Consider the following 22,395-nt stretch of genomic DNA (forward strand, 5'->3'; position numbering starts at 1 on the left):
ACTCGTAACGCTTGATCCCCATCTCCAAACTCCGCTCGCTTGGCAAAGCTTGAATCAGACTTCACACACAAACGGAATCCTGAATGTCGATACAGCCTAGTCCCGCACCAGCAACATCGCCCCCGCCAACGGGCCACCCGAGGTCGAGGTGGCGCAGATTTGCGGGTCGCCCTTCACCTGCCGCGGCCCGGCGCGGCCCCAAAGCTGGGTGCAGGCTTCGTGGACCGCGCCATAGGCGTGGAGGCGCCCGCCCGACATCGCGCCGCCGCCGGTGTTCACGGGGAGCTCGCCATCGAGCGCGATGCGGTGGCCGCCGTCGATGAAATCCTTGGCGCCATAGCGCTCGCAGAAGCCGAAATTTTCGAGCCAGTTGATCGTGTGGAAGCTGAAGCCGTCGTAGAGCTGCGCGATGTCGACGTCGGCGGGTTTGAGGTCGGTGCGGCTCCACATCATCTCGGCGACCTTGGGCTGTGCCTGCGTGTCGAGTTCGGCAAGCTGGGTCCAGCTGTTGCGGTAGCGCATCGACGAACCAATCGCCTCAATGCGGATCGGCGGGTTCTTGAGGGTCCGCGCAACGTCCATGCGCGAGACGATGATCGCGGCGGCGCCGTCGATCGGGACGTCGCAGTCGTAGATCCGCAGCGGCGTCGCGATGAGCGGCGACGCCAGATAATCGTCGATGCTGATAGGGCTCTTGTAGATCGCCTTGGGGTTGAGCGCGGCGTTGCGGCGCTGGTTCACCGCGATCTGGCCCACCTGATCCGGGCGAATGCCGCTCTTGTGGACATAGAGGTTGAAGAAGAGCGCCTGCTGGAGCGCGGCGGCATAGGTGTAATAGGGAGCGTACCAGGAGAAGGGGCCGGCCTGCCGCTGGCCCTCGCGGAGCAGGCTATTGGCATAGGCCGTCTTGCGGGCGGTCGCCTCATACATGGTGCGGAAAATGAGGACGTTGCGGCAGAGGCCGGCGGCGATCGCGCCGATCGCGTTGAACACCGCGCCATATTGGCCGGGCGCTTCGCCGCCGCCGCCGTACCAGCCGACCTGTAGCCGCAACGCATCCTGTAGCGTCGCGCAGCCGACCGGCGAGAAGCCCGAACCGTCGGCCTTCTCGCCGGGCCAGGTTGCGATGCCGTCGATGTCGGCACGCGTGAGGCCCGCGTCGGCGATCGCTTCGAGCGCGGCGTCGACGGTGAGCGCGAGCGCCGATTTGTCGGCGCCGCGCGAGACGTCGGACATTCCGACGCCGGTGATCGCGGTATCTTTCTCGGCGAAGCGCGTCATGCCGTCACCGGGCGGAAGAGCGGAACCCAGAGGTCTTCGACCGGTTCGAAGACGACCTCGACCTCCATGTCGAAATCGACCGCTTCGGGCGCGCATCCGACGATGTTGCAGGGGATGCGCACGTCGTCCTGCTCCGCGATCGCGACGAGCGCCAAGACATAAGGCTCGGAAAGTTCAGCCACCCACGCCTTGTGGTTGACGGTGAAGGTCACCACCCTGCCCCGCCCCGACACCGCCTGCGGCGCGACGTCGCGGCTCTCGCAGCGCGGGCAAAAGGGGACCGGCGGGTGGACGAAATATTCGCAGGATGCGCAGCGGTGGATCGCGAGCTTCCCCTCGCGGCCCCAGGTCCAATAGGCTTCATTGTCCCGGTCGATCACGGGCAATGTTCGGGCGACCATGTCTCTCTCCCACTTATTACACTATGTCATAAACCAAGAGTTGACACATCGTCAATTTTTGCGATGATGTGGGCAACAACAGATCATTTGAGAGGAGAGTCGCCATGCAGATGGACGACATGGTGATCATCAGCGTCGACGATCATGCGGTCGAGCCGCCCGAGGCCTTCATCCGCCACTATCCCGAGGGCAAGAAGGACCGCGCGCCGCGCATCGTGCAGGACAATGGCAAGGACATCTGGTCGTGGAACGGCCAGCGTTTCCCGACCATCGGGCTCAACGCCGTCGTCGGCCGCCCGCGCAGCGAATATGGCATGGAGCCGAGCGCCTTCGAACAGCTGCGCCCCGGCACCTATGACCCGAAGCTGCGCGTCGACGACATGAACGCCAATGGCGTGCTCGCCTCCTTGAACTTCCCGACGATGCCGAGCTTTGCCGGCGGCACCTTCGTCGCGGTGGCGCAGAAGGACCCCGAGGAGGCCTTGCTCGCCTGCCGCGCGTGGAACGACTGGCATGTCCAGGAATGGTGCGCGACCGCGCCCGGCCGCTTCATCCCGATGTGCCTGATCCCGATGTGGAACATGGACGACACGCTCGCCGAACTGAAGCGGATGAGCGACCTTGGCGTCCATGCGGTCAGTTTCTCCGACAATCCGTCGAACATCGGCCTGCCGAGCATCCACAACGAATATTGGGAGCCCTTCTGGAAGGCGTGCAGCGACTACAAGATGGTGATCAACTGCCATATCGGCACCGGCGCGCGCGCGATGCACCCCTCGCCCGAAAGCCCGATCGACGCGTGGATCACCGCGATGCCGATCTCGATCGCCAATTCGGCGGCCGACTGGACCTTTGCCAAATTCTGGCAGCGCTACCCCGATCTGCGCATGGCGCTCAGCGAAGGCGGCATCGGGTGGATCCCCTATTTCCTCGAGCGCGCCGATTTTACGCACGAGCATCATCACGAATGGACCTTCACCGACTTCAATGGCGAGCGGCCTTCGGACCTGTTCAAGCGGCACATCATCTGCTGCTTCATCGACGACCAGTTCGGGGTGAAGAACCTCGATTATATGAACACCGACATGGTCGCCTATGAATGCGATTATCCGCATTCGGACACGGTGTGGCCCAATGTCCCCGAATATCTGTGGGCGTCGGTCAACGGGCTCGACAAGGGCATCATCGACAAGATCACCCACCTCAATGTGATGCGCGAGTACAGCTTCGACGCGTTCGCGCTGAACGGCGGGCGCGAGAATTGTACCGTCGCGCACCTGCGCGAGCTGGGCAAGGATGTCGACGTCAGCCCGCGGCATAACCTGGGCGGGCTCAAGACCGACAGCATGGACGCGATCGGCAAGGCGCGCCGGCCGATCACCTCGGGCGACATCGAACGCATGTTCGCCTCGGCCTGAGCGGAGGACGACCGATGACCGAGACGACACTCTCCCGCTGTCCGATCGCGCACGCTCCCGCGGACGCGCCGCCGGTGCCCGCGCATGTGCCGCCCGACCGGGTGCTCGACACGCGTTTCGCGCAGGGCCAGGTCGCGTTCGACCTGCCCGATCCATACCTCCCGTCGGACGTGATGCGCGACCCCGATGTGCCGCGGATTCTATACTATCCCTGGCCGACGAGCGGGCGCCAGCATGGCGCGTGGACGGTGTCGCATTATGAGGACATCCGCCGCGTTTACGAGGACAACGACACCTTCTCGACCGAGGGCGCGGCGCAGTTCCAGGCGCTGGCGGGCGAGACCTTCCCGTCGATCCCGCTCGGCATCGATCCGCCCGACCATGGCCGCTATCGCAAGTTCCTGAACCCCTGGTTTACCCCGGTCGCGATGAACGACATGGAGCCCAAGATCCGCGCGATCGTCACCGAGATGATCGATGCGGTGGTGGGGGACGGCGAGGTCGACATCGCCTATGACTTCGGGCGCATCTATCCGGTGCGGGTCTTCCTGAACCTGATGGGTTTCCCCTTCGGCATGTTCGACCAGTTCCTCGAATGGGAATATGCGATCCTGCACAACCCCGACATCGCCGCCAAGGCCGAGGCGGTGAAGGGCATTCTCGCGTACCTCCGCGGTTTCATCGCCGAAAAGCAGGCGAACCCCGACGAGACCTTGGGCAGCTATATCGCCAATGGGCAGATCGACGGCCAGCCGCTGACCGCCGACGAGACGATCGGCATGACCTGGTTCCTGTGGCTCGGCGGGCTCGACACCGTCGCGTCGACGATCAGCCAGATGTTCCGCCGCATGGCGCTCGACACCGAACTCCAGGCGCGCATCCGCGCCAATCCGGAGATCATCAACAGCGCGGTCGAGGAATTTCTCCGCGTCCAGCCGCTCGTCAACAGCGGGCGGCGGATCAAGAAGGATTTCACCTGGCACGGCGTCGAGCTGAAGGAAGGCGACTGGATCGCCTGCATCAACAGTTCGGGCAATTTCGACGAGAAGCAGTTCGCCTGCCCGCGCGACTTCGACCCCGAGCGCAAGAACAACCGCCATTTCACGCTGATCGGCGGGGTGCATATCTGCCTCGGCGCGCATCTGGCGCGGCGCGAGCTGCGCGTTTTGCTGCAGGAGTGGCTGTCGCGCGTGCCGCCCTTCCGCCTGAAGCCGGGCGCCGATACCACGGTGATCCCGGGGCTGCTGTCGATCCGCAACCTGCCGATCGTCTGGGACGCCAAAGCCGTTTCATAAGGATAACAACATGGCTTTCTTGAAATATGACGACGCCATTTATGTCGGCGGCGAATGGGAGAAGACCGACCAGCGCGAGGCGGTGATCAACCCCGCCGACGAAAGCCTGCTGATCGAGGCACCCGTCGGCAGCGCGGCGCAAGTCGACGCGGCCATCGGCGCGGCGCGCACCGCGTTCGACCAAGGCGATTGGGCGTATATGCCAGTCGCCGAGCGGCAGGCTGTGCTGACGCGCTTCCTGAACGCGCTCGACGCACGCAAGGGCGCAATCGTCGACATGATCGTCGCCGAGGCGGGCGCGACGCGGATGCTCGCCGAGTTCCTGCAATATGGCATCCCGATGAAGCATGCGCGGCGGACGGTCGAGGTCGCCTCGCGCCCCGCGGTCTCGTCGCTGCCGGTCGAGCTGACCCCCAATGCGCTCGGCCGCACGACGCTGGGCACCGGGGTGGTGAGCCGCGAGCCGATCGGGGTCGTCGCGGCGATCTCGCCGTACAACTTCCCCTTCTTCCTCAACATCGGCAAGGTGATCCCCGCGCTCGCGGTCGGCTGCACGGTGGTGCTGAAACCCTCGCCCTATACGCCGATGCAGGCGCTGATCCTCGGCGAGATCGCCGACGAGGTCGGGCTGCCCAAGGGCGTGCTGAGCATCGTCACCGGCGATATCGCGACGGGCCAATTGCTGACCACCGACCCGCGCGTCGACCTGGTCCACTTCACCGGGTCCGACAAGGTCGGATCGATGATCCAGGCGCAGGCAGCGCCGACGCTGAAGCGCATCGTGATGGAGCTCGGCGGCAAGTCGGCGCTGATCGTGCGCGCCGACGCCGACATCGCCAAGGCCGCCGCGGCGGGGATCATGGGGTTCACGACGCATGGCGGCCAGGGCTGCGCGCTCACCACGCGGCACCTGGTCCACAACAGCGTCCGCCCGCAGTTCGTCGAGGCGATGAAGGCGATGCTCGGGCATCTCAAGATCGGCAATCCGGTGGACCCCAGCGTCAATTACGGCCCGCTGATCCGCGAAGTCGCGAGGCGGCGCACCGAGGATTATGTCGCGATCGCGCAGGACGAGGGCGCGACGCTCGTCGCGGGCGGCAAGCGGCCCGAGGGGCTCGACAAGGGCTATTATTACGAGCCGACCCTGTTCGACAATGTGAGGAACGACAGCCGGATCGCGCAGGAAGAGGTGTTCGGGCCGATCGGCGCAGTGATCAGCTTCGACGACGATGCCGACGCCATCGCGATGGCGAACGACAGCGATTTCGGGCTGTCGGGCGCGATCTACTCGGCCGATGCGGGCGAAGCCTATCGCATGGCGCTCAAGATCCGAACCGGCGGCGTGTCGATCAACGGCGGCGCGGGGACGATGCAGTCCGACGCGCCCTTCGGGGGCATCAAGCGCTCGGGTTACGGCCGCGAATATGGCGAGGATGGCCTCAACGAATTCACCTATCAAAAGGTGATCAGCTTTCACGCCGAATAAGGGCCGAAGAGGGAGAGACAGCGATGACGAAGGTCATGGAGGGCATCCGCGTCCTCGAGGTTGCGCAATTCACCTTCGTGCCCGCAGCTGGCGGGGTGATGACCGACTGGGGCGCCGATGTGATCAAGATCGAGCATCCGGTGCGCGGCGATGCGCAGCGCGGTATCCAGATGCTGCAGCGGCTCGCGGTCAATCCGCAGCGCTCTTCGCTGATGCAGCATCCCAATCGCGGCAAGCGCAGCGTCGGGATCGATATCTCGACCGAGGAAGGGCGCGAGCTGCTCTATGAGATTGCGAAGACCGCCGACGTCTTCCTGACCAATTACCTGCCCTCGGCGCGGCAGAAATTGAAGATCGACATCGAGCATATCCGCGCCGCCAACCCCGACATCATCTATGTCCGCGGCAGCGCGTTCGGCGACAAGGGGCCCGAGCGCGACAAGGGCGGGTTCGACAGCACCGCCTATTGGGCGCGCGGCGGCTCGGCGGTGCTGGTGACGCCGAAGGAGCTCGACGGCCCGCTGACGCAGCCGGGGCCGGCCTATGGCGACACGATCGGGGGCATGAACATCGCGGGCGGGATCGCCGCGGCGCTGTTCCACCGTGAACGCACCGGCGAGGCGACCGAGGTCGATGTGTCGCTGCTGTCGTCGGGCATCTGGGCGACCGCCTGTTCGGTCGACGTTGCGATGGAATTGGGCGCGGACCCGTTCCAGAATCAGCTGCCCGGCGGCGGGCAGTCGGTGGGGACCAATCCTTTCATGGGGGTGTTCAAGACGGCGGACGGCAAGTTCATCAACCTGACCGTGCTGTCGCCCGGGCCCTATATCGACGATGTGTTCGGGCATCTGGGGATTCCTGAAGCCGCGAAGGACGCGCGTTTCTCGACCGCCGAGGCGATCATGGCGAATGCAGCGGAGGCCTATCCTTTGGTCAAGGCGGCAATCGCAGCGCAGAGCTTCGATTATTGGTGCCAGCATCTGAAGTCCATGAAGGGGCAATGGGCGGCCTATCAGTCGGTGCACGATGTCGCGACCGACGAGCAGGTGCTGGCGAACGACCTGATCTTCGAGGTCGAGTCCGCCGACGGCGGCGCGCCGATCCGTCTCGTCGCCAACCCGGTGCAATTCAATCATGCGGGCGTCGAGAACACGCGTGCGCCCGAGGCGTCGGAGCATACCGAATTGTTCCTGATGGAGCTCGGGCTCGAATGGGACCGGATCGAGGATCTGAAGAACAAGAAGGCCATCGCCTGAGGCCTCAGGCGATGCCCCCTCCCCTCCGCGTCGGCATCATCAGCGCTGCGTGGGGCGCCAAGGCGCATTTGCCCGCTTGGCGCAGCCTCGACGGGGTCGAGGTGACCGCGATCTGCACCTCGCGGCCCGAGACGGCGGCGAAGGCGGCCGAGGATTTCCAGGTCGCGCGCGCTTTCCACGATTTCCGCGCGATGGCCGCCGATCTGGATATCGACATCGTCGATTGCGGCACGCGGCCACCGCTGCGCCGCGACATGGTCATGGCGGCGCTCGGCGCCGGCAAGCATGTCTATAACGGCATCCCCTTCGCCAAGGATCTGGCCGATGCGCAGGCGATGCACGCCGCATGGTGCGCCGCCGGGACCGTCGCGGTGGTCGACGCCTTCATGCAGGCGGTGCCCGCGATGGCGCAGATGAAGGCGATGATCGAGGCAGGCTGGCTCGGCGAGGTCTTCGGCGCCGATGTCGCGTTCGAAGTACCCTTGTTCAGCGCGGCGCAGACCAATGTGCCGGGCTATGTCTGGTTCGCCGATCCCGCGAACGGCGCGAGCGCGGGGCGCAACCTCGGCAGCCATATGCTGCACCTGCTGGTGCATTTTTTCGGGCCGGTGGCAGCGGTGACTTCGGACCAGTCGCTGGCGCTGAAGGCGTGGCCGCTGGCGGCCGAGACCATCCGGCCCGCGGTGCCCGACCGGGCCTCGATGCTGCTGCGCCACGCCTCGGGGCTGCCGACGCGGCTCGAGGCGAACTGGTGCAAGATCGGCGGCGACGGTTTTCGCTTTTCGGTCTGGGGAGCGAAGGGACGCCTCGAAGCGCGCGCGCCGGTGTTCCCGATGGCGCATGATACGCGGCTGTTCGGAACGCGCGATGCGGCGCTGGGGAGCGCGGCGATGGAGATAATCCCCGTCGAGCCGAGCTATCTGGCGGTGCCGGGATGCCATGCCGTTGCCGACCGGCCCGAGACGGGGTTGTTCGCGCTGGCATCGATCTTTGCCAAGATGCGCGATGCGATCCGCGGCGCGGGGGCGGCGGCGCCCGATTTCGCGCAGGCGCTGCATGTGCAGGAGGCGGTTGAGGCGGCCGCGGTCGCGTCGGGCGAGCGGCGGTGGGTCGACCTATAACTCCCCTCCCGCAGGCGGGAGGGGTTGGGGGTGGGCCAGCAGTGGTGCGACTGCCCACCCCGCTGCGACTAGGAAACAAGTTTCCAAGTCTCGCTGCCCCTCCCGCTTGCGGGAGGGGATGGTCCGCTAATCCCGCCGGAGCAACATCGAGCCCGCGATAAAGCCGCCGCCCATGCCGCACGCGCCGACCTTCGCCCCATCGACCTGGCGCCCGCTTGCCTGCCCCCAAAGCTGGGTGCAGACCTCGTGCAGCAGGCCGAAGCCGTGCAGCCGCCCGCCCGACAATTGCCCGCCGCCGGTGTTCACCGGAAAGCGTCCGCCGGGACCGATATTGCCCTCGGCAATGAAATCCTTCGCCTCGCCATGCCCGCAGAGGCCCATCGCCTCGAGCCAGAAGGGCACGAAGATGCTGAAACCGTCGTAGAGGCCGAGCACGTCGACATCGGCGGGCTTCAGGTCGGTGCGTTTCCACATGTCGGCGGCCGAGTCATGCGCCCCCATGGTGGTGAGGTCGGCGCGCTGGTCCCAGGTTTCCTGCGAGCCGAGCGCGGCGCCCATTGCTTCGATCGTCAGCGGCGCCTTCGCGCAATCCTTCGCGGCGTCGGCGGCGGAGACGATCACGACGCAGGCGCCGTCGATCGGCACGTCGCAGTCGAACAGCCCGAGCGGCGACGAGATCATGCGCGCGCCGAGATAATCGTCCATCGTCAGCGAGGTGCGCATCACCGCCGAGGGGTTCGCTTGCGCAAAGGCGCGCTGGCCGGTCGCGACGAGGCCGAGATGCTCGCGCGTCATGCCGAACTCGTGGAAATAGCGCTGCGCCATCCAGCCCGCCCAGTTCGACGCCGACATCGCATTGGCGGGGACGAGGTAGCTATACCAGCCGCCGAGACGCGCGCGACCCGCACCGGGAATGCTCGCGCGCTGCGTCGCGGTCTGCGACGAGCTTTCGGTGAGCGCGCGGAAGCAGAGGACGTGGCGCGCTTGCCCGGTCGCCACCGCCATCGCCGCGACCTGGATGGGCGCCATTTGCGACGGACCGTCGGGCACTGCGCTGTGCCAGCGGGTCCTGAGCCCGAGCGCATTTCGCACCTCGCCGGTGCCGAGCGGCGACATGCCCGGCGAATTGTCGGCCTTGCCCGGATAGGTCGAAATGCCGTCGATATCGTCGCGCGTCAGCCCCGCGCATTCGAGCGCGCGGCGCGCGGCCTCGGCAAGATGGAGCATCGCGGGGCGACCCGTCTTGCGCCCGATGTCGGACATGCCGACGCCGGTGATGGCGGCGCTCAGCGTCATCGCGCGGGCTCCCACTGCGGGAACCAGACATCGTCGATGTTGAGGAAACCGACCTTCATTGCCTGGCCGATGGCGACGCTGTCGGGGTCGGCGTTTACCACCTCGGCGGTGACGCGCGCACCGGGAGCGCCGTCGAGGTCGACCACCGCGAGCGCGAAGGGCACCGCCATGCCCGGCGCCCATGGCTGGTGGTTGACGGTGAAAGTATAGACCGTGCCGGTGCCGGGGACAGCTCTGGTCTCGACCTTGTCGCTCCAGCATTTCGGGCAGATCAGCTGCGGCGGGTGGATCGCGTGGGCGCAATCGGTGCAAAAGGCGATCATCAATTTCCCTTCGGCGCCGCCGGTCCAGAAGGCGGTGTTTTCGGGGGTGAGTTCGGGAAGCGGTCTCATGATGGTTCCTGCGATTTATGCTGGCGCGGCAGCGCGAGCGCCGTCAGCACCGCGGCGGTGCACAGCGCAGCGATGACGGCGACGGTGATGTCGTAGGCGAAGGGCGACGGATAGACCTCGCTGCCGCGGCGGACGATGTCGGCGGCGAGCAAGGTCGTCACCATCTGCGCGCCGATGCCCATGAAGAGCTGGCGGATGACGGTGAGCAGGCCCGAGATTTCGCTGATCCGCTCGGGCGGCGAGGCCTGGGCGATGATCGTCGGCGCGACCGAGAAGAGCATCGTCGTGCCGAAGCTGATGACGATGAGTTGCGCGACGACCTTGGGAAAGCTGTCGACGTCCATGACAAACCAGAGCAGCCAGCCCGCGACGGTGACGATGCCGCCTGCGATCAGCGCGAAGCGCCCGCCGCCGCGCGCCGCGAGCCAGCCGCCGAGCGGGCCGGCGAAGACCGAGCTGAGGTTCGAGGGCAGCTTGGCGATGCCCGCGAGCGTCGCGGTGAAGCCGAGGCCGGCGAGCGTCCAGAGCGGCGCCTGCATCATCAGCGAGAAGAAGACGGTGATCTGGAGCGCGCTCATCGCGACGAGCGCGGTGACAGCGCTGCCGATCGCGATGGTGCGGTCGGAGAAGCTGCGCACCGCGATGAGCGGGTTCGGACTCGCGAGGCTGGCGCGCCACCACCAGAGGGTGAGGAGCACGCCGAGGCCGAGCGCGGCGAGCGGCAGCGGGCTGGCCCAACCCCAATCCTTGCCCATCGAGAAATAGACGAGGACGAGCGCGACGCCCGGCGCGAAGGCGAGGCCCGAGAGCCAGTCGACGGGCTCGGATGCGGGCTGGCGCGGCGAGCGCGGGAGCAGGCCGCCGATCGCGACCGCCGAAACGGCGCAGAGGCCCGCGCTCGCGAAGAAGACGCCGTGCCAGCTGAAATTGTCGACGATCATCCCGCCGACGACGAGCCCCGCCGCGGTGCCGATCGATGCGCCCGAGATCATCAGGCCGATCGCCATCGGCGCGCGCTCCTTGCCGGCGTTCTCGTGCACGAGGCCGATACAGAGCGGCAGGATCGCGCCGGTGACGCCCTGCATCAGCCGGCCTGCGAGGAGCACCGGGAAATTGGTCGAGAGCGCGCTGATCAGCGAGCCGACCGCGCCGATGACCAGCACGACGACGAGCACCTGCCGCCGCCCGAACAAATCGCCGAGGCGGCCGACGATCGCCGCGATCGCGGCGCCGACGATCAGGTAGCCGGTGATAAGCCAGCCGACCATCGCGGGGTTGCCGAAATCCTCGATCAGCTTTTTCAGCGCGGCGAGGATCATCGCGGTCTCGAACGAGCCGGTGACCTCGGCGATCCAGAGCGCGCCGATGATGAAAGGGAGGTTGCGGCGATCGGTCACGTCAGCTCGCGACGGCCTTGGCCCCCTCGGGCACGCCAACCTGCGCGGCGCGGACCTCGATCAGGTCGACGCCGATGTCGGCGGGCAGGCCGATCACCGACAGCAAGGCCTTGGCCATCGATTCGGGGGTCGCGCCCTCGCCGGTCATCGACGCATGGCCGGTCTCGACGATCTTTTTGTAGAAGGCGGCGACGGTTTCCTGTGACCAGCTCTTGCCGCCCGAACCGCCCTTGACCGAGCCCGAACGCAGCACGGTGACGCGGATGTCGTCGCTGCGCAGCTCGTCGCGCAGCCCGTGGCAGAGCGTTTCGAGCGCGGCCTTGGTCGCGGCGTAGAGCGCGAGCATCGGGAAGGGCATGTTCACCGACTCGCTGCTGATCGCGATGACCTGCCCCTTGGTGGCGCGCAGATGCGGGATCGCGGCGCGGACCAGCCAGGAGACGCCGAGGATGTTGATGTCGACATGATTGCGGATCATGTCGTCGCTGCCATGTTCGAAGGCGAAGGGGTGATAGACCGCCGCATTGGCGACAACGACGTCGATGCGGCCGAAATGCGCCGCGGTCTGGGCGACGGCGGCGTTCACCGCCTCCGACGCGGCGACGTCGCAGGCGATCGGCAGCACGGCGTCGCCGAACTCGGCGGCGAGCGTGTCGAATTCGTCCGACGGACGCGCGAGGCAGGCTACCTTCACCCCCGCGGCGACGAGCGCGGCGACGAAATGCCGTCCCATGCCTTTCGACGCGCCGGTTACGACGGCGACCTTGCCGGCTAGCCTCTCCATGCCACCTCCCCTGATTTATGGTCTTTTCGTTTCATTTTTGACGATACGTCAATTTTTTGCCATATCGCAACCCCGCTGTTAGGATGGCGGCAAGATTTCGGGGCAGGATCACCTATTTGACGCAGACACAGGCCATCATCGCGGCGGAGACCCCGCCCGAACGCAAGCTGGGCGCGAAGGGACAACGGACGCGGCAGCAGTTGATCGACGCGACGGTCGACCTGCTTGAGACGCACGGGCTGCGCGACGTGTCGGTGGTCGACGTCGCGCGCGCGGCGCAGACTTCCCCCGCGACCTTCTATGTCTATTTCAAGGGCGTGCCCGAGGTCGTGCTCGCCGCGCTCGAACATGCCAGCCAGACCTCGCCCGAACTCGAGGCCATCGTCGCGCGCGACTGGCTGGCGCCGGGCGCCGAGGAGGCCGCGGCGGCGTTCGTCGAGGAATATACCGGCATCTGGAACCGCAACCGGACGATCTTCGTCGTGCGTAACCTCGCCGCCGAGGAAGGCGACACGCGCTTCTACGAGGCGCGGATGACGCAGGCGCGACCGATGATGGACGCGATCAGCCGGCAGGTCGAGCGCGCGCAGGCGGCGGGGCGCACCCCCGCGCACCTGTCGCCGCGGTCCTGCGCCGGCACCGTGCTGATGATCCTCGAGCGACTGTCGGCGATCGGCCCGATGAGCAGCCATAGCGACGGGGTCGGTTATGCGGACCTCAAGGCGGCGGCGGCGCATAGTATTTCGATGATGCTGGGCGCGCGGGGGTGAACTGTATTTCCCCTTCCGCTTGCGGGAGGGCCAGCGAGACTTGCGAGCTTGCTCACTAGTCGCAGCGGGGAGGGGTAGCGACATGCCCTCCCCTAACCCCTCCCGCAAGCGGGAGGGGAACATTAGCCCGCGGCCTCGGCGATCATTTTCTGGATGTCGAGCACGCCCGTGGCGAGGCCGCCCGCAAGGCCCGCGTCGACCGGCAGGCACACGCCGCTGATGAAGCTCGCGGCGTCGCTGTTGAGCAGGATCAGCGGCAGCGCCTGTTCCTCGGCGGTCGAGTAGCGGCCCTTGGCCTTGGCGAAGGCGCCGAGCACCGCGTCGCCCGCCACCTTGCGGAATTCGCCGAGCATCGGGGTGTCGATCGGGCTGGGCATGGTGCAGTTGATGCGAATGTCGCGGGTAATCAGGTCGGGCGCGCGCACCTGCGTCCAGGTGTTGATCGCTTCCTTGGCGAGGCTGTAGGGATCGCCGACTTCCTCCTTGCGGTCGAGATACCATTGGCGGGCCTCGGTGAAATCCTCAATGGCGATGAACTCGCGCAGCAAGGGTTGCCGCGTCAGCCATTTCATGCCGCCGAGCGACGACACCGAGACGATCGCGGCGCCGGGGTTGAGGTGCGGGATCCAGCCCTCGGTCCAGGCGCGGATGCCGAGGAAATTGACCGTTACGACATCCTCGCCGGGGAAGGTCTGCGGCAGGCCCGAGACGTTGAAGACGGCGTCGATCTTGCCGCCGATCTTGGCGATGCCGGCGGCGATGGCGTCGGGGTCCTTGAGGTCGACCTCGGTGAAGCTCGCGAGATTGACCGGCGACGGTTTGATGTCGGCGCCGTGCACCTCGGCGCCGAGCTCGACGAGCGCGCGCGCGCAGGCCTCGCCGGTGCCCGAGAAGCAGCCCATGACGACGACGCGCTTGCCCTTGTAGCCCAAGATATCCTTCGACATGGTCTCTACCCTTTCAGATCTTATTGCAGCGGTGCGAATTTGGTGTCGGCGAGGCCACCCATCGCGTCGGCCATCAGCGCCGCCTCGCGCGTCTCATGCGCGTTGCAGAGTATGATCGCGGCTTCGGTGGCAATGCGGTCGCCCGCGACGGCATCGCGGACGGCCGCCCAGGCGGTACGGTAATCGGAGAAATCGAGCGCCAACGCGGCTTCGATCTCGGCCTTTTCGGCGGCGTGAAAACCGGGTTCGAAACGCTCGATCGCGCGCCACCATTTGATGAGGCGCGCCATGCCCTTCGCCTTTGCCTTAGCCTGCTGGTCGGCGAGGCGCGGCACGATCGTGTCGCGGATGTCGCCCAGCGCGATGGCGAAGCTCTTGTCGTGCGCGCCGAGCGGGGCGTCGGGCAGCGCGACGGGCGGCAATTCGATGCCCGCGGCTTCGGCTAGCGCCGTCGAGAGCACGCGGCGGTGGATCGTCGAATAGACGAGGTTCATGCCGAGATTGGGCGGCGGCGGCGCGTCGGGGTCGTCGTAGCGCGAGCGGCGCGCGAAGCTCGTCTGGAAGAGCAGGCGCCAGTAGACGAGGCGCGGCAGGTCGACCTTGTGCCCGCCCGCGGCCTCATAGGCGGCAAAGGCCTGCGGCAGCGGGACGAAGCCCTGGAACAGCATGCGGATCGCGAGCATCGCGAGGTCGGCCATCGGGTCGCCGTAATGGACGAGCTCCCAATCGAGCAGCGCGGTGACCTTGTCGCCGTCGTAGAGGAAATTGCCGGGGCCGGCGTCGCCATGGACGATGACCGGCGCGGGCATGTTCGCGGGGATATTGGCTTCGAGCCAGTTCAGCGACAGGTGGATCAGCGGGTCCCAGCCCTTGCCGCTGTTGCCGGCGCGCAGGTCGGCGATGCGGCGACGGATGAAAGTCTCGGCGGGTTCGACGGGTCCCATGCCCTCGACGGGGCTTGCCGCGACGTCGATGCGGTGGAGCGCGGCGAGTTGGCCCATGAAGTCGGCGGCGAGCGTGTCGCGCTGCGCGGCGTCGGTGAGGCCGCCGAAGCGGTCGTTGCCCGCGATCATGCCGCAGACGAGTGCGCGCTGGTCGGGGACCGAGGCGTAATAGGGCGCGACGCGAACGCCGGCGTAGGCGAGCGGGCCCGAGAGCGCGCGAAGCACCGCCGCTTCGCGGAGGAAGGCGGCGTCGTCGCCGGCGCCTGCCTTGTGGACGTCGTAATTCATGTAAGCGCTGGCGGCACGGCCGTCGGGCCAGGCGAGGTCGAGCTCGGCGCCCTCGCGTGAGGCACCGCCGCCGCCGCGCGGTCGGACCGCGACGACGCGCGCGCCGCTGGCGGATTCGACGGCAGTGGCCAGTCCGTCGGGGAGGAGGTCGTGCGGGTTCATCCGACGATCTTTGCCTCGCGGAAGGCGGCGATTTCTTCGTCCGAATAGCCGATTTCGCGCATGATTTCGTCGCTATGCTCGCCGACCGCGGGGCAGCAGCGCTTGAAGACAACGGGGGTGTCGCCGAAATTCCAGAAGGCGCCGGGCTGTTCGACGATGCCGTAGAGCGGCTGCGGAAGGACCGAGATCAGGTTGAGCTCGCGGTTAAGCGGATCATCGAAAAAGCGGTGCATCGCGTTTTTGAAATTGACGGCGTCGCAGGGCACGCCCGCCGCGGCGAGCGCTTCGAGCAATTCTCCGGCCCTGCTGCCCTTGGCGGCGTCGGCGAAACCCGCTTCCTCGCTGCCCATCGCCTCGCGCATCGCGGCCTGCTGTTCGGGTTTGTGCGCCGCCACGGCCACCCATTTGTCGTCCACGCATTCGTAGATGCGATGGTATGGCGAAAAACCGGTCTGGTCGCTGGTGAGGTGATAGGTTTCGGTCAACTCGCCATCGGCATCGATCAGCCGCTCGCCCTGCGTGAAGGCGGCCATGCCGAGCAGCGAGGTATGCGTGGTGTAGCCGCGCCCCCTGGTGCGCTTCGCATAGAGCAAGGCCATCAGCTCGACCAGGCAGCTTTGCGCCGTGGAGACGTCCATCGTGCCGGGGCGGTTGAAGACGGGGCGATTGCCCTCGCCCGCATTTTCGAACTCCCAGCCGGCGATCGCGTTGAAGATCGAGTCATAGCCCGGCCAGTTGCCGCGCGCGCCGCGCTGGCCATAGGCGCTCGAGTAATTGAACGCGATGTCGGGGTTATATCGGCGGATGCCTTCCTCGCTGAGGCCCAGCTTCGCGGCGCCCTTGAAGCGCATATTGTGGTGGACGAGTTCGGCCCATTTCAGGAGCCGTTCGAGGATCGGCTGTGCCTCGGGCCGGGTCAGGTCGAGCGCGAGGCTGCGCTTGCTGCGCGCGGCGGCCTGATAATAGCGGTGCATGAAGCGGATGCGGTCGCCGGTCAGCGCCTCTACCTTGATGACGTTGGCGCCCATGTCGCCCATCATCGACGGACCCATCGGCCCGGCAAGGAACATGCCGAGGTCGAGAACGCGCACGCCTTCGAGAACTTCGGTTGAAGCGATGCCGGATGCGGGTGCGGCTTTGGCGGGCCATACGGTGTCGCCGCCTTCGCCGAGGCGCGGCGCCGGGCGGCCCTGCGGGAGGTCGGCGTCGCTATGGAAGGGCGTGTTCGGCTGGCGCGTCTTGCCGAGATCGGGGTCGTCGACGTCGATCACGTAGCGGTTGGCAATGGCATCGTCGTGGCGGAGCACCTCGCCCATCGGGAAGGCGGGTTCGGCGGCGATGTCGGCGGCGCGGAGGTCGGCGAGCCAATGCTCGAGCGGGCGGAGCTTGAAGGCGGCCGCCTGTCCGGCCTCGGTTTCGAGATCAACCTCGGTCTCGGCCATCACGTCCCACATGGTGGGCATGGTGGCGTAATCGAACTGGCGGGTCGGATCCATGATCTGGAGCCAGTCGCCGCCCGCGCATTGGAACAATTGCTGCGCGATCGGGCGGGGGCCGAGCGGATAAGTGACGGGGTTGGGCATCGGCCCCTCGCTGTTGCGCGCCCAGACGAGCGGGAGCGTCGCGAGAAAGCCCTGGAAAATGGACGTGTGCGCGGCGCCGCCCTGCCCCGTCTGCAGCCGCATCACGAGGCGCGCGAGCAGGCCCGCGGCGGCGAGATGCGCGGCGGACCAGCTGCCCTGCCGGTAGCGATAGGCGATCGGGCCGGCGCGGTGGCCGTCATTTTCGTACATCGCACCGACGCGCGCCGCGACGAGCAGTTCGTCGTCGCTGCGCTCGACATCGGGATGGTTCGCGGGCGAACCGGTGATCGCGGTGACGACGAGATGCGGACGGCGCGCGGCGAGGCTGGCGTCGTCGAGACCGAGCGCCCTGGCGCGCGCCGGGGTGAACTGGTGGAGCAAGGCGTCGGCGCCGGAAAGGCGTTCCTCAAGCGCGGCCAGCCCCTCTGGTGTATCGAGGTCGAGGACGAGACTCTTCTTGCCGCGGTTCCAGTTGGCGAAGGGGGCGGTGCCGCGCGCCGGATCGCCGCCCGGACGCTCGACCTTCAGAACCTCGGCGCCGAGTTCGGACAGCATCAGCCCGGCGACCTGCACCGCCATGCCCTGCCCGATCTCGACGATGCGAAGGTCGCCCAGCATCGCATCAGGCCTTGAAGTTGGGGAGGATCCAGCCGTCCTGGATCGGAGTCCAGTCGACGCTGACCTTCATTCCGATATGGACGTCCTCGGCATCGCAACCCGACACATTGGCGTTCAGGCGCGTGCCCGGCGCGCCGTCGAGGTCGACGACGACGGGGACATAGACATAATCCTCGCCATTTTTCGGGTTCTTGTTGCAGATCGCATAGCTGAAGATCGTCGCGGTGCCGGGGAGCGTCGGCCATTGTTTGGCGCGGCTGCCGCATTCGGGGCAGATCGCGGTCGGCGGCATGCGGAAATGGCCGCAATCGCCGCACTGGCACGCGGTGAGCCTGCCCTCTTTCGCCGCCTGCCAGAAGGGCTCGGTATCGGGGTTGGTGGTGATGCGGATCTGGTCGCCGGGAAGCGCGCGGGCGGGGCCATAGGTCATGTCGGTCAGTCCTTGCGCAGGATGAGGCTGGAGACGGGAAGCGACGCCGGGCCGCCCGAGACGAGCGCGAATTCGGCGTCCTTGACCTGGTTGATCGCGGTGCCGCGCACCTGCTCGACGCCCTCGACGATGTGGGTCATGCCGATGATATAGGCTTCGTTCAAATTGCCGCCGTGGGTGTTCACCGGCACCCCGCCGTTGACGCCCTTGCCGGTCGCGGGATCGTAGCGGAGCTTGCCGGAGAGGACATAATCATTGCCCTCGCCTTTCTCGCAAAAGCCATAATCCTCGAGCTGCATCAGCACCATTGGGCTGAAATGATCATAGATCAGCGCGACGTCCATGTCCTTGGCGGTCAGGCCCGATTGCGCCCAGACGCGGTCGGCGGTGAATTTGTGGCCGGAGCTCGCGAAATGCGGATCGGGCATGCCCATCCACGCAAAGGCCCGGCCCCATTCGCGCTGGCCGCCATGCGCGGCGGCGTGGACGACCGCGGGCTTGTGGCGGCAGTCCTTCGCGCGGTCCATCGTCGTCGTGATCACCGCGACCGCGCCGTCGGTTTCGAGGCAGAAGTCGAGGCGGCGGAGCGGATCGGCGAGCATCACCGAAGCGTCGTACTGCTCCTTGGTCAGCGGGTCCTTGCGCACGGCTTTCGGCCGATTGTGTGTGTTGGCGCGCGTCGCCATCACCACCTCGCCGAAGGCGTCCTGCGTCGTGCCGTAGAGGTGCATGTGGCGCCGCGCGAGCACCGACATCAGATGGCCGGGACCGACGAGGCCCGAGGGCTGGAGAAAGCTGTTTTCGGGATTGGGCGCGGCGGCGCCGAAGACGACGCCGAGGCGATGCTGCGGCAATTGCTGCAGCGCCATCAGCGTCACCGTATAAGTGCAATCCTCGTTCATCAGCCCCGCGGTCGCGAGGCCGATCGCACCGGGGCAGCCGCCGCCGCCGCTAGTCAGCGTCGCCGACCAGCTGATGTGCGGCATGCCAAGCGTTTCCATCAGCGACGCCGTATCGAACTTGTCGAGATAGCCCGCGCCCGCAGTCGAATAATAGGAGAAGCCGTCGATCTGCTTGTGGCTGATACCCGCGTCGGCGCAGGCGTTCATGATCGCCTCGGCCGCCATGTCGTTGATCGTGCGCGGCCAGCTCTTGCCGCGCACATAATAGTCGGTCGCCCCGACCCCGACGATCGCGCATTTGTCCTGATTGACCCAGGCCATCCGCTTCTTCTCCCGATTCCCAGTTATCTAACTAGGTTGGATATGATGCTGACGCCCGCTTGTCCAGTCGTCAAGCGAAATGGAGTTTGCGATATTTACCGCGGAAATAGAGCAAGGGGTCGCGGCGCGGCTCGAAAATGGCCTTCAGCACGCGGCCGACGAGGATGAAATGGTCGCCGCCGTCGTGCACCGCATCGCGCGAACATTCGAAGCTGCTGAGCGATCCGGTGAGCACCGGCGTGCCATATTCGCCGACCTCCCACGGGGTCAGGCCGAAGCGGTCCTCGCCCTTGCCGGCGAAGCGGTTCGAGGTCGGCTGCTGGCCGATCTGGAGGACATTGACCGCAAAACGCTCGGCGTCGCGCAGATAGGGCGCGCTGCCCGCGTTGTTGGCGATGCAGACGAGCAGCAAAGGCGGGTCGAGCGAGACCGAGGTGAAGCTGTTCGCGGTGAGCCCGACGGGGGTTCCGTCGGGGCAGATCGCGGTGACGACGGTGACCCCGGTCGCGAAACAGCCCAAGGCGTCGCGAAAGGTGCGCGCGTCGCTGCCGGCGCGAAATTCGGGCGAACCGCGCGGGGCGCGGCGTTCGAGGAAATCGATGAGATAGCCGCCGAGCGCGTCGGCGCGGTCGTCGGTGACGACCAGCGCGCTGTTCTCGACCTCGACGAGTTCGCCGTCGGGAAGCTGCGCGACGAAGGCGGCGGCGTCGGCTTTCGACACCAGTTCGCTGATCGCACCGCGGACGTAGAGGGTCGGCAGCGCGATCTTCGCCGCGACGCCGTCGAGGCGATCGGCCATCGCCGAGGTATCGAGCGTGTCGAAGAGGCGAACGTCCCATTGCGCCTGCCCGGGGGCGAGCGTCGCCGCCTCGCGGATGCGTTCGCCGACACGCCGCGCGAGCGCGGGGTCGACCTGCACCGGCGAGTCGACGAGGACCAGGCCCGAGGCGAGCACCGCGGCGTCGCGTTCGAGCGCGGCGCTGGCGATCCAGCCGCCGAGCGTCGAGGCGACGACGACGGGGCGCGTGCCCATCTGCGACAGCACGGCGCGCAGATCCTCGACCAGCGCCTCGAAATCGTAACGCGCATCCTCGGGCCATTCGCTGCCGCCGTGCCCGCGGAGGTCGAGGCTGATGACGCGGCGGCCGGCTTTTTCGAGCGATTGGGCTACGCCGCCCCAGACCGCGCGGGTCTGGCCGGCGCCGTGGAGCAGCAGCACCGCAGGGTCGTTTTCGGCGCCGATCACCTCGGCCTCGAGCCGAACGCCCGCGAAACCCCGATATTCGACGATGCTCATGCCTGCTTCTTCTCCTCGGTGCTGCCCAGATGCAGCCATGCGTCGAACTGGTCCGACCGGCGGCGCATCATCAGCCGCGCGATGTCGGCATCGCCGTCGATAATCGCCTGGCACAGGCTGTGCTGCATGGCGCGGGTGCGCGCGCGCCGGTCGGGATCGGCGTAGAGGTCGCTGCCGCGTTCGTCGAGACCAAAGCTGTAGCCGATTTCGAGGATCAGTTCGACCACCGGATTGCCGCTCATGCCCGCGATCAGGCGCGCCATCAGGACTTCGGCGGCGATGAGGTCGCGCGGCGTATCGCGCGCGTCGATGGTGGCGACGAAGGCGTGCAGCGCCTCGACATCGGCGGTGCTGCGGTGGCGCGCGGCGGCGACGGCAGCTTCCTCGGAGACCGGGCGGGTGACCTGGATGACATGGCCGAGGTTGGCGCCTTTCATGCGCAGGAAGCGCGCAAGCGACTGGATCGCGTCGCGCGCGTCGGGACGCTCGGCATAATAGCCGCCCTGCGCGCCGCGGCGGATGCTGATCAGCCGGTCGCGCTCGACGAGCTTTGCGGCCTGGCGCAACGTCGGGCGGCTGACCCCGAAGCGGGCGATGAGGTCGTCCTCAGCGCCGAGGTGGCTGCCGGGGTCGGCGGCGAGGCTGAGCTGCGCGAGATTGCGGGCGGTGCGGGTGGCGAGGGTTTCGGTAGTGATTGCCATAACAGGTATCTGTTTAAGCTTCATGCCGCCCAATGTCTAGCCCATCCGGCTCTTGACTTATATAACTAGGTATCTTTTAATGACCGAAAGACCGATAGCGAGTCGCGAGGAGACTGCCGATGAAACCCTTTGTGTTCAGCGCCGACAGCCACATCATGGAACCGTCGGACATCTTCCTCGAGGGCCTGCCCGCGTCGCTCAAGGACCATGCGATCCACGCGCGGATGGAAGGCGAATATCTGGTGACCGGGACCAAGGACAAGATCATCTATCGCCTGCGCGTCGGCCAGCACCGCGAGAAGCAGCTCGGCGATGCACAGCGGCGCGGCATCCGCGAGATCGCCGGGCGGCTCGAGGACATGGAACTCGAAGGGATCGACAGCGAAATCTGTTTCCCGTCGCTGGGCCTCTGGCTCTATTGCCTCGACAGCCCCGATGCCGAGGCGGCGTCGGCGCGGCTGTACAACGACTGGAACGACAGCTTCCTCGGCGGGCATCCGAACCGCTTCGTGCGCTGCGGCATGCTGCCGGTGCTCGATTTCTCGAACACGCTGGCCGAGCTCGACTATCTGGCGTCGAAGGGCTTCACCGCAGCGATGCTGCCCGCGGTGACGCCGCCGGGCCTGCCGAAGTACAACAACGAGGCCTGGGACCCGGTTTTCGCCAAGGGCGCGGCGCTGGGCATCGTGTTCGTGATGCACACGGGCACGGGGCTGGAGAGCGTGATCGTCGAGCGTGGGCCGGGCGCGGGGATCATCAACTACACCAACCAGATGAACGATGCCCAGCACAGCGCGATGTACCTGACCGCGGGCGGCGTGCTCGACCGCAATCCGGGCGCGAAGGTCGCCTTCATCGAGAGCGGCGCGAGCTGGCTCGTCGCGCTCGCCGAGCGGATGGACGAGGTGTCGGTGGCGCATGCGAATTTCGTGTTTCCGAAACTGACGCGTTCGCCGAGCCAGATCGTCGACGACCAGATCTGGGCGAGCTTCCAGCACGATCGCGCGTGCATCGCGTCGGCCGCCGCGGGGCTGCCGGGAGCCAAGAATGTCATGTGGGGATCGGATTATCCGCACGCCGAGGGGACCTTCCCGATCAGCCGGCGCATCGTCGACGAGCTGTTCGAGGGGATGGCGGTCAGCGACGACGTGCGGCGGAACATCCTGGGGTTGAACGCCGCGCGGTTGTTCGGGCTGGAGCCGCAAGTGGCGACGAGCGAGAAAGTGGCGGCTTAGCGCCCTCCCCTTCCCGCAAGCGGGAGGGGCTGTGAGACCTGGTCCGGCGTAGCCGGGCCTTTGGTCGAGC

Annotated in this window: 20 protein-coding genes; 7 read left to right on the forward strand and 13 right to left on the reverse strand. The window is 66.9% G+C overall.

Translation table 11 applies throughout. The annotated features are described in order from the left end of the window. Positions 1-96: 96 nt before the first annotated feature. A complete protein-coding gene (locus tag ATE62_RS02250) occupies positions 97-1,281 on the reverse strand; it encodes a thiolase family protein (RefSeq protein ID WP_058809589.1) in 1,185 nt (394 codons plus the stop codon). Continuing rightward, positions 1,278-1,682, reverse strand: coding sequence for a Zn-ribbon domain-containing OB-fold protein (locus tag ATE62_RS02255; protein ID WP_058809588.1), 405 nt, complete (start codon positions 1,680-1,682; stop codon positions 1,278-1,280). Before ATE62_RS02255 ends, ATE62_RS02250 begins: the two co-directional genes overlap by 4 nt. A 104-nt stretch (positions 1,683-1,786) precedes the next feature. Between ATE62_RS02255 and ATE62_RS02260 the strand changes: the two genes are divergently transcribed. The 5 genes from ATE62_RS02260 to ATE62_RS02280 are packed head-to-tail and all read left to right on the forward strand — an operon-like array spanning position 1,787 to position 8,258. Next, a complete protein-coding gene (locus ATE62_RS02260; RefSeq protein ID WP_058809587.1) occupies positions 1,787-3,100 on the forward strand; it encodes an amidohydrolase family protein in 1,314 nt (437 codons plus the stop codon). A 14-nt stretch (positions 3,101-3,114) separates the two neighbouring features. Continuing rightward, a complete protein-coding gene (locus ATE62_RS02265; protein ID WP_058809586.1) occupies positions 3,115-4,395 on the forward strand; it encodes a cytochrome P450 in 1,281 nt (426 codons plus the stop codon). 10 nt (positions 4,396-4,405) lie between these two features. Next, positions 4,406-5,881: an aldehyde dehydrogenase family protein gene (locus ATE62_RS02270; RefSeq protein WP_058809585.1), complete on the forward strand. Its 1,476-nt coding sequence runs from the start codon at positions 4,406-4,408 to the stop codon at positions 5,879-5,881. Positions 5,882-5,904: 23 nt separating this feature from the next. After that, complete coding sequence (locus ATE62_RS02275) at positions 5,905-7,137, forward strand: CaiB/BaiF CoA transferase family protein (protein ID WP_197411735.1); 1,233 nt, start codon at positions 5,905-5,907, stop codon at positions 7,135-7,137. Between the two features lie 11 nt (positions 7,138-7,148). Then, positions 7,149-8,258 carry a Gfo/Idh/MocA family protein gene (locus ATE62_RS02280; RefSeq protein ID WP_058809584.1) on the forward strand — a complete coding sequence of 370 codons (1,110 nt, stop codon included), beginning with the start codon at positions 7,149-7,151 and terminating at the stop codon, positions 8,256-8,258. Between the two features lie 126 nt (positions 8,259-8,384). Here ATE62_RS02280 and ATE62_RS02285 read toward each other — a convergent pair whose 3' ends face one another. The 4 genes from ATE62_RS02285 to ATE62_RS02300 are packed head-to-tail and all read right to left on the reverse strand — an operon-like array spanning position 8,385 to position 12,127. After that, positions 8,385-9,554, reverse strand: a complete 1,170-nt coding sequence (locus ATE62_RS02285; protein WP_058809590.1) for a thiolase family protein — start codon at positions 9,552-9,554, stop codon at positions 8,385-8,387. Then, a complete protein-coding gene (locus ATE62_RS02290) occupies positions 9,551-9,946 on the reverse strand; it encodes a Zn-ribbon domain-containing OB-fold protein (RefSeq protein WP_058809583.1) in 396 nt (131 codons plus the stop codon). The genes ATE62_RS02285 and ATE62_RS02290 overlap by 4 nt, the downstream gene beginning before the upstream one ends. Then, on the reverse strand, positions 9,943-11,343 hold the full coding sequence (locus tag ATE62_RS02295) for an MFS transporter (RefSeq protein WP_058809582.1): 1,401 nt from the start codon (positions 11,341-11,343) through the stop codon (positions 9,943-9,945). Before ATE62_RS02295 ends, ATE62_RS02290 begins: the two co-directional genes overlap by 4 nt. A gap of 1 nt (position 11,344) precedes the next feature. Beyond that, on the reverse strand, positions 11,345-12,127 hold the full coding sequence (locus ATE62_RS02300) for an SDR family oxidoreductase (protein WP_058809581.1): 783 nt from the start codon (positions 12,125-12,127) through the stop codon (positions 11,345-11,347). Positions 12,128-12,243: 116 nt separating this feature from the next. Between ATE62_RS02300 and ATE62_RS02305 the strand changes: the two genes are divergently transcribed. After that, positions 12,244-12,897, forward strand: coding sequence for a TetR/AcrR family transcriptional regulator (locus ATE62_RS02305; RefSeq protein WP_197411734.1), 654 nt, complete (start codon positions 12,244-12,246; stop codon positions 12,895-12,897). Positions 12,898-13,019: 122 nt separating this feature from the next. On the opposite strand, the gene ATE62_RS02310 is transcribed toward ATE62_RS02305, so the two are convergent. From ATE62_RS02310 to ATE62_RS02340, 7 genes are all read right to left on the reverse strand, one after another. Next, on the reverse strand, positions 13,020-13,844 hold the full coding sequence (locus tag ATE62_RS02310; protein ID WP_058809579.1) for a coniferyl-alcohol dehydrogenase: 825 nt from the start codon (positions 13,842-13,844) through the stop codon (positions 13,020-13,022). A gap of 20 nt (positions 13,845-13,864) precedes the next feature. Then, a complete protein-coding gene (locus tag ATE62_RS02315; RefSeq protein WP_058809578.1) occupies positions 13,865-15,238 on the reverse strand; it encodes a phosphotransferase family protein in 1,374 nt (457 codons plus the stop codon). Next, positions 15,235-17,439, reverse strand: a complete 2,205-nt coding sequence (locus ATE62_RS02320; protein ID WP_058809577.1) for a CaiB/BaiF CoA-transferase family protein — start codon at positions 17,437-17,439, stop codon at positions 15,235-15,237. Before ATE62_RS02320 ends, ATE62_RS02315 begins: the two co-directional genes overlap by 4 nt. Before the next feature lie 4 nt (positions 17,440-17,443). Next, entirely contained in the window at positions 17,444-17,869 is a 426-nt protein-coding gene (locus ATE62_RS02325; RefSeq protein ID WP_058809576.1) for a Zn-ribbon domain-containing OB-fold protein, read from the reverse strand. A 5-nt stretch (positions 17,870-17,874) separates the two neighbouring features. Beyond that, a complete protein-coding gene (locus ATE62_RS02330) occupies positions 17,875-19,092 on the reverse strand; it encodes a thiolase C-terminal domain-containing protein (RefSeq protein WP_058809575.1) in 1,218 nt (405 codons plus the stop codon). Between the two features lie 70 nt (positions 19,093-19,162). Further along, positions 19,163-20,389, reverse strand: a complete 1,227-nt coding sequence (locus ATE62_RS02335) for an alpha/beta fold hydrolase (protein ID WP_058809574.1) — start codon at positions 20,387-20,389, stop codon at positions 19,163-19,165. Continuing rightward, positions 20,386-21,090 carry a FadR/GntR family transcriptional regulator gene (locus ATE62_RS02340; RefSeq protein ID WP_058809573.1) on the reverse strand — a complete coding sequence of 235 codons (705 nt, stop codon included), beginning with the start codon at positions 21,088-21,090 and terminating at the stop codon, positions 20,386-20,388. Before ATE62_RS02340 ends, ATE62_RS02335 begins: the two co-directional genes overlap by 4 nt. A gap of 119 nt (positions 21,091-21,209) precedes the next feature. Here ATE62_RS02340 and ATE62_RS02345 point away from each other — a divergent pair, with 119 nt between their 5' ends. Further along, positions 21,210-22,325, forward strand: coding sequence for an amidohydrolase family protein (locus ATE62_RS02345; protein WP_058809572.1), 1,116 nt, complete (start codon positions 21,210-21,212; stop codon positions 22,323-22,325). Positions 22,326-22,395 lie beyond the last annotated feature (70 nt).

This window comes from Sphingopyxis sp. HIX, assembly GCF_001468285.1.
In the GTDB taxonomy this organism is placed as follows: Bacteria; Pseudomonadota; Alphaproteobacteria; order Sphingomonadales; family Sphingomonadaceae; genus Sphingopyxis.

What these genes read in the sequence shown, in the direction of transcription:
- ATE62_RS02250 (WP_058809589.1), bottom strand. Translation starts at nt 1,281, where the DNA reads ATGACGCGCTTCGCCGAGAAAGATACCGCGATCACCGGCGTCGGAATG.
- ATE62_RS02255 (WP_058809588.1), bottom strand. Translation starts at nt 1,682, where the DNA reads ATGGTCGCCCGAACATTGCCCGTGATCGACCGGGACAATGAAGCCTAT.
- ATE62_RS02260 (WP_058809587.1), top strand. Translation starts at nt 1,787, where the DNA reads ATGCAGATGGACGACATGGTGATCATCAGCGTCGACGATCATGCGGTC.
- ATE62_RS02265 (WP_058809586.1), top strand. Translation starts at nt 3,115, where the DNA reads ATGACCGAGACGACACTCTCCCGCTGTCCGATCGCGCACGCTCCCGCG.
- ATE62_RS02270 (WP_058809585.1), top strand. Translation starts at nt 4,406, where the DNA reads ATGGCTTTCTTGAAATATGACGACGCCATTTATGTCGGCGGCGAATGG.
- ATE62_RS02275 (WP_197411735.1), top strand. Translation starts at nt 5,905, where the DNA reads ATGACGAAGGTCATGGAGGGCATCCGCGTCCTCGAGGTTGCGCAATTC.
- ATE62_RS02280 (WP_058809584.1), top strand. Translation starts at nt 7,149, where the DNA reads ATGCCCCCTCCCCTCCGCGTCGGCATCATCAGCGCTGCGTGGGGCGCC.
- ATE62_RS02285 (WP_058809590.1), bottom strand. Translation starts at nt 9,554, where the DNA reads ATGACGCTGAGCGCCGCCATCACCGGCGTCGGCATGTCCGACATCGGG.
- ATE62_RS02290 (WP_058809583.1), bottom strand. Translation starts at nt 9,946, where the DNA reads ATGAGACCGCTTCCCGAACTCACCCCCGAAAACACCGCCTTCTGGACC.
- ATE62_RS02300 (WP_058809581.1), bottom strand. Translation starts at nt 12,127, where the DNA reads ATGGAGAGGCTAGCCGGCAAGGTCGCCGTCGTAACCGGCGCGTCGAAA.
- ATE62_RS02310 (WP_058809579.1), bottom strand. Translation starts at nt 13,844, where the DNA reads ATGTCGAAGGATATCTTGGGCTACAAGGGCAAGCGCGTCGTCGTCATG.
- ATE62_RS02315 (WP_058809578.1), bottom strand. Translation starts at nt 15,238, where the DNA reads ATGAACCCGCACGACCTCCTCCCCGACGGACTGGCCACTGCCGTCGAA.
- ATE62_RS02320 (WP_058809577.1), bottom strand. Translation starts at nt 17,439, where the DNA reads ATGCTGGGCGACCTTCGCATCGTCGAGATCGGGCAGGGCATGGCGGTG.
- ATE62_RS02325 (WP_058809576.1), bottom strand. Translation starts at nt 17,869, where the DNA reads ATGACCTATGGCCCCGCCCGCGCGCTTCCCGGCGACCAGATCCGCATC.
- ATE62_RS02330 (WP_058809575.1), bottom strand. Translation starts at nt 19,092, where the DNA reads ATGGCCTGGGTCAATCAGGACAAATGCGCGATCGTCGGGGTCGGGGCG.
- ATE62_RS02335 (WP_058809574.1), bottom strand. Translation starts at nt 20,389, where the DNA reads ATGAGCATCGTCGAATATCGGGGTTTCGCGGGCGTTCGGCTCGAGGCC.
- ATE62_RS02340 (WP_058809573.1), bottom strand. Translation starts at nt 21,090, where the DNA reads ATGGCAATCACTACCGAAACCCTCGCCACCCGCACCGCCCGCAATCTC.
- ATE62_RS02345 (WP_058809572.1), top strand. Translation starts at nt 21,210, where the DNA reads ATGAAACCCTTTGTGTTCAGCGCCGACAGCCACATCATGGAACCGTCG.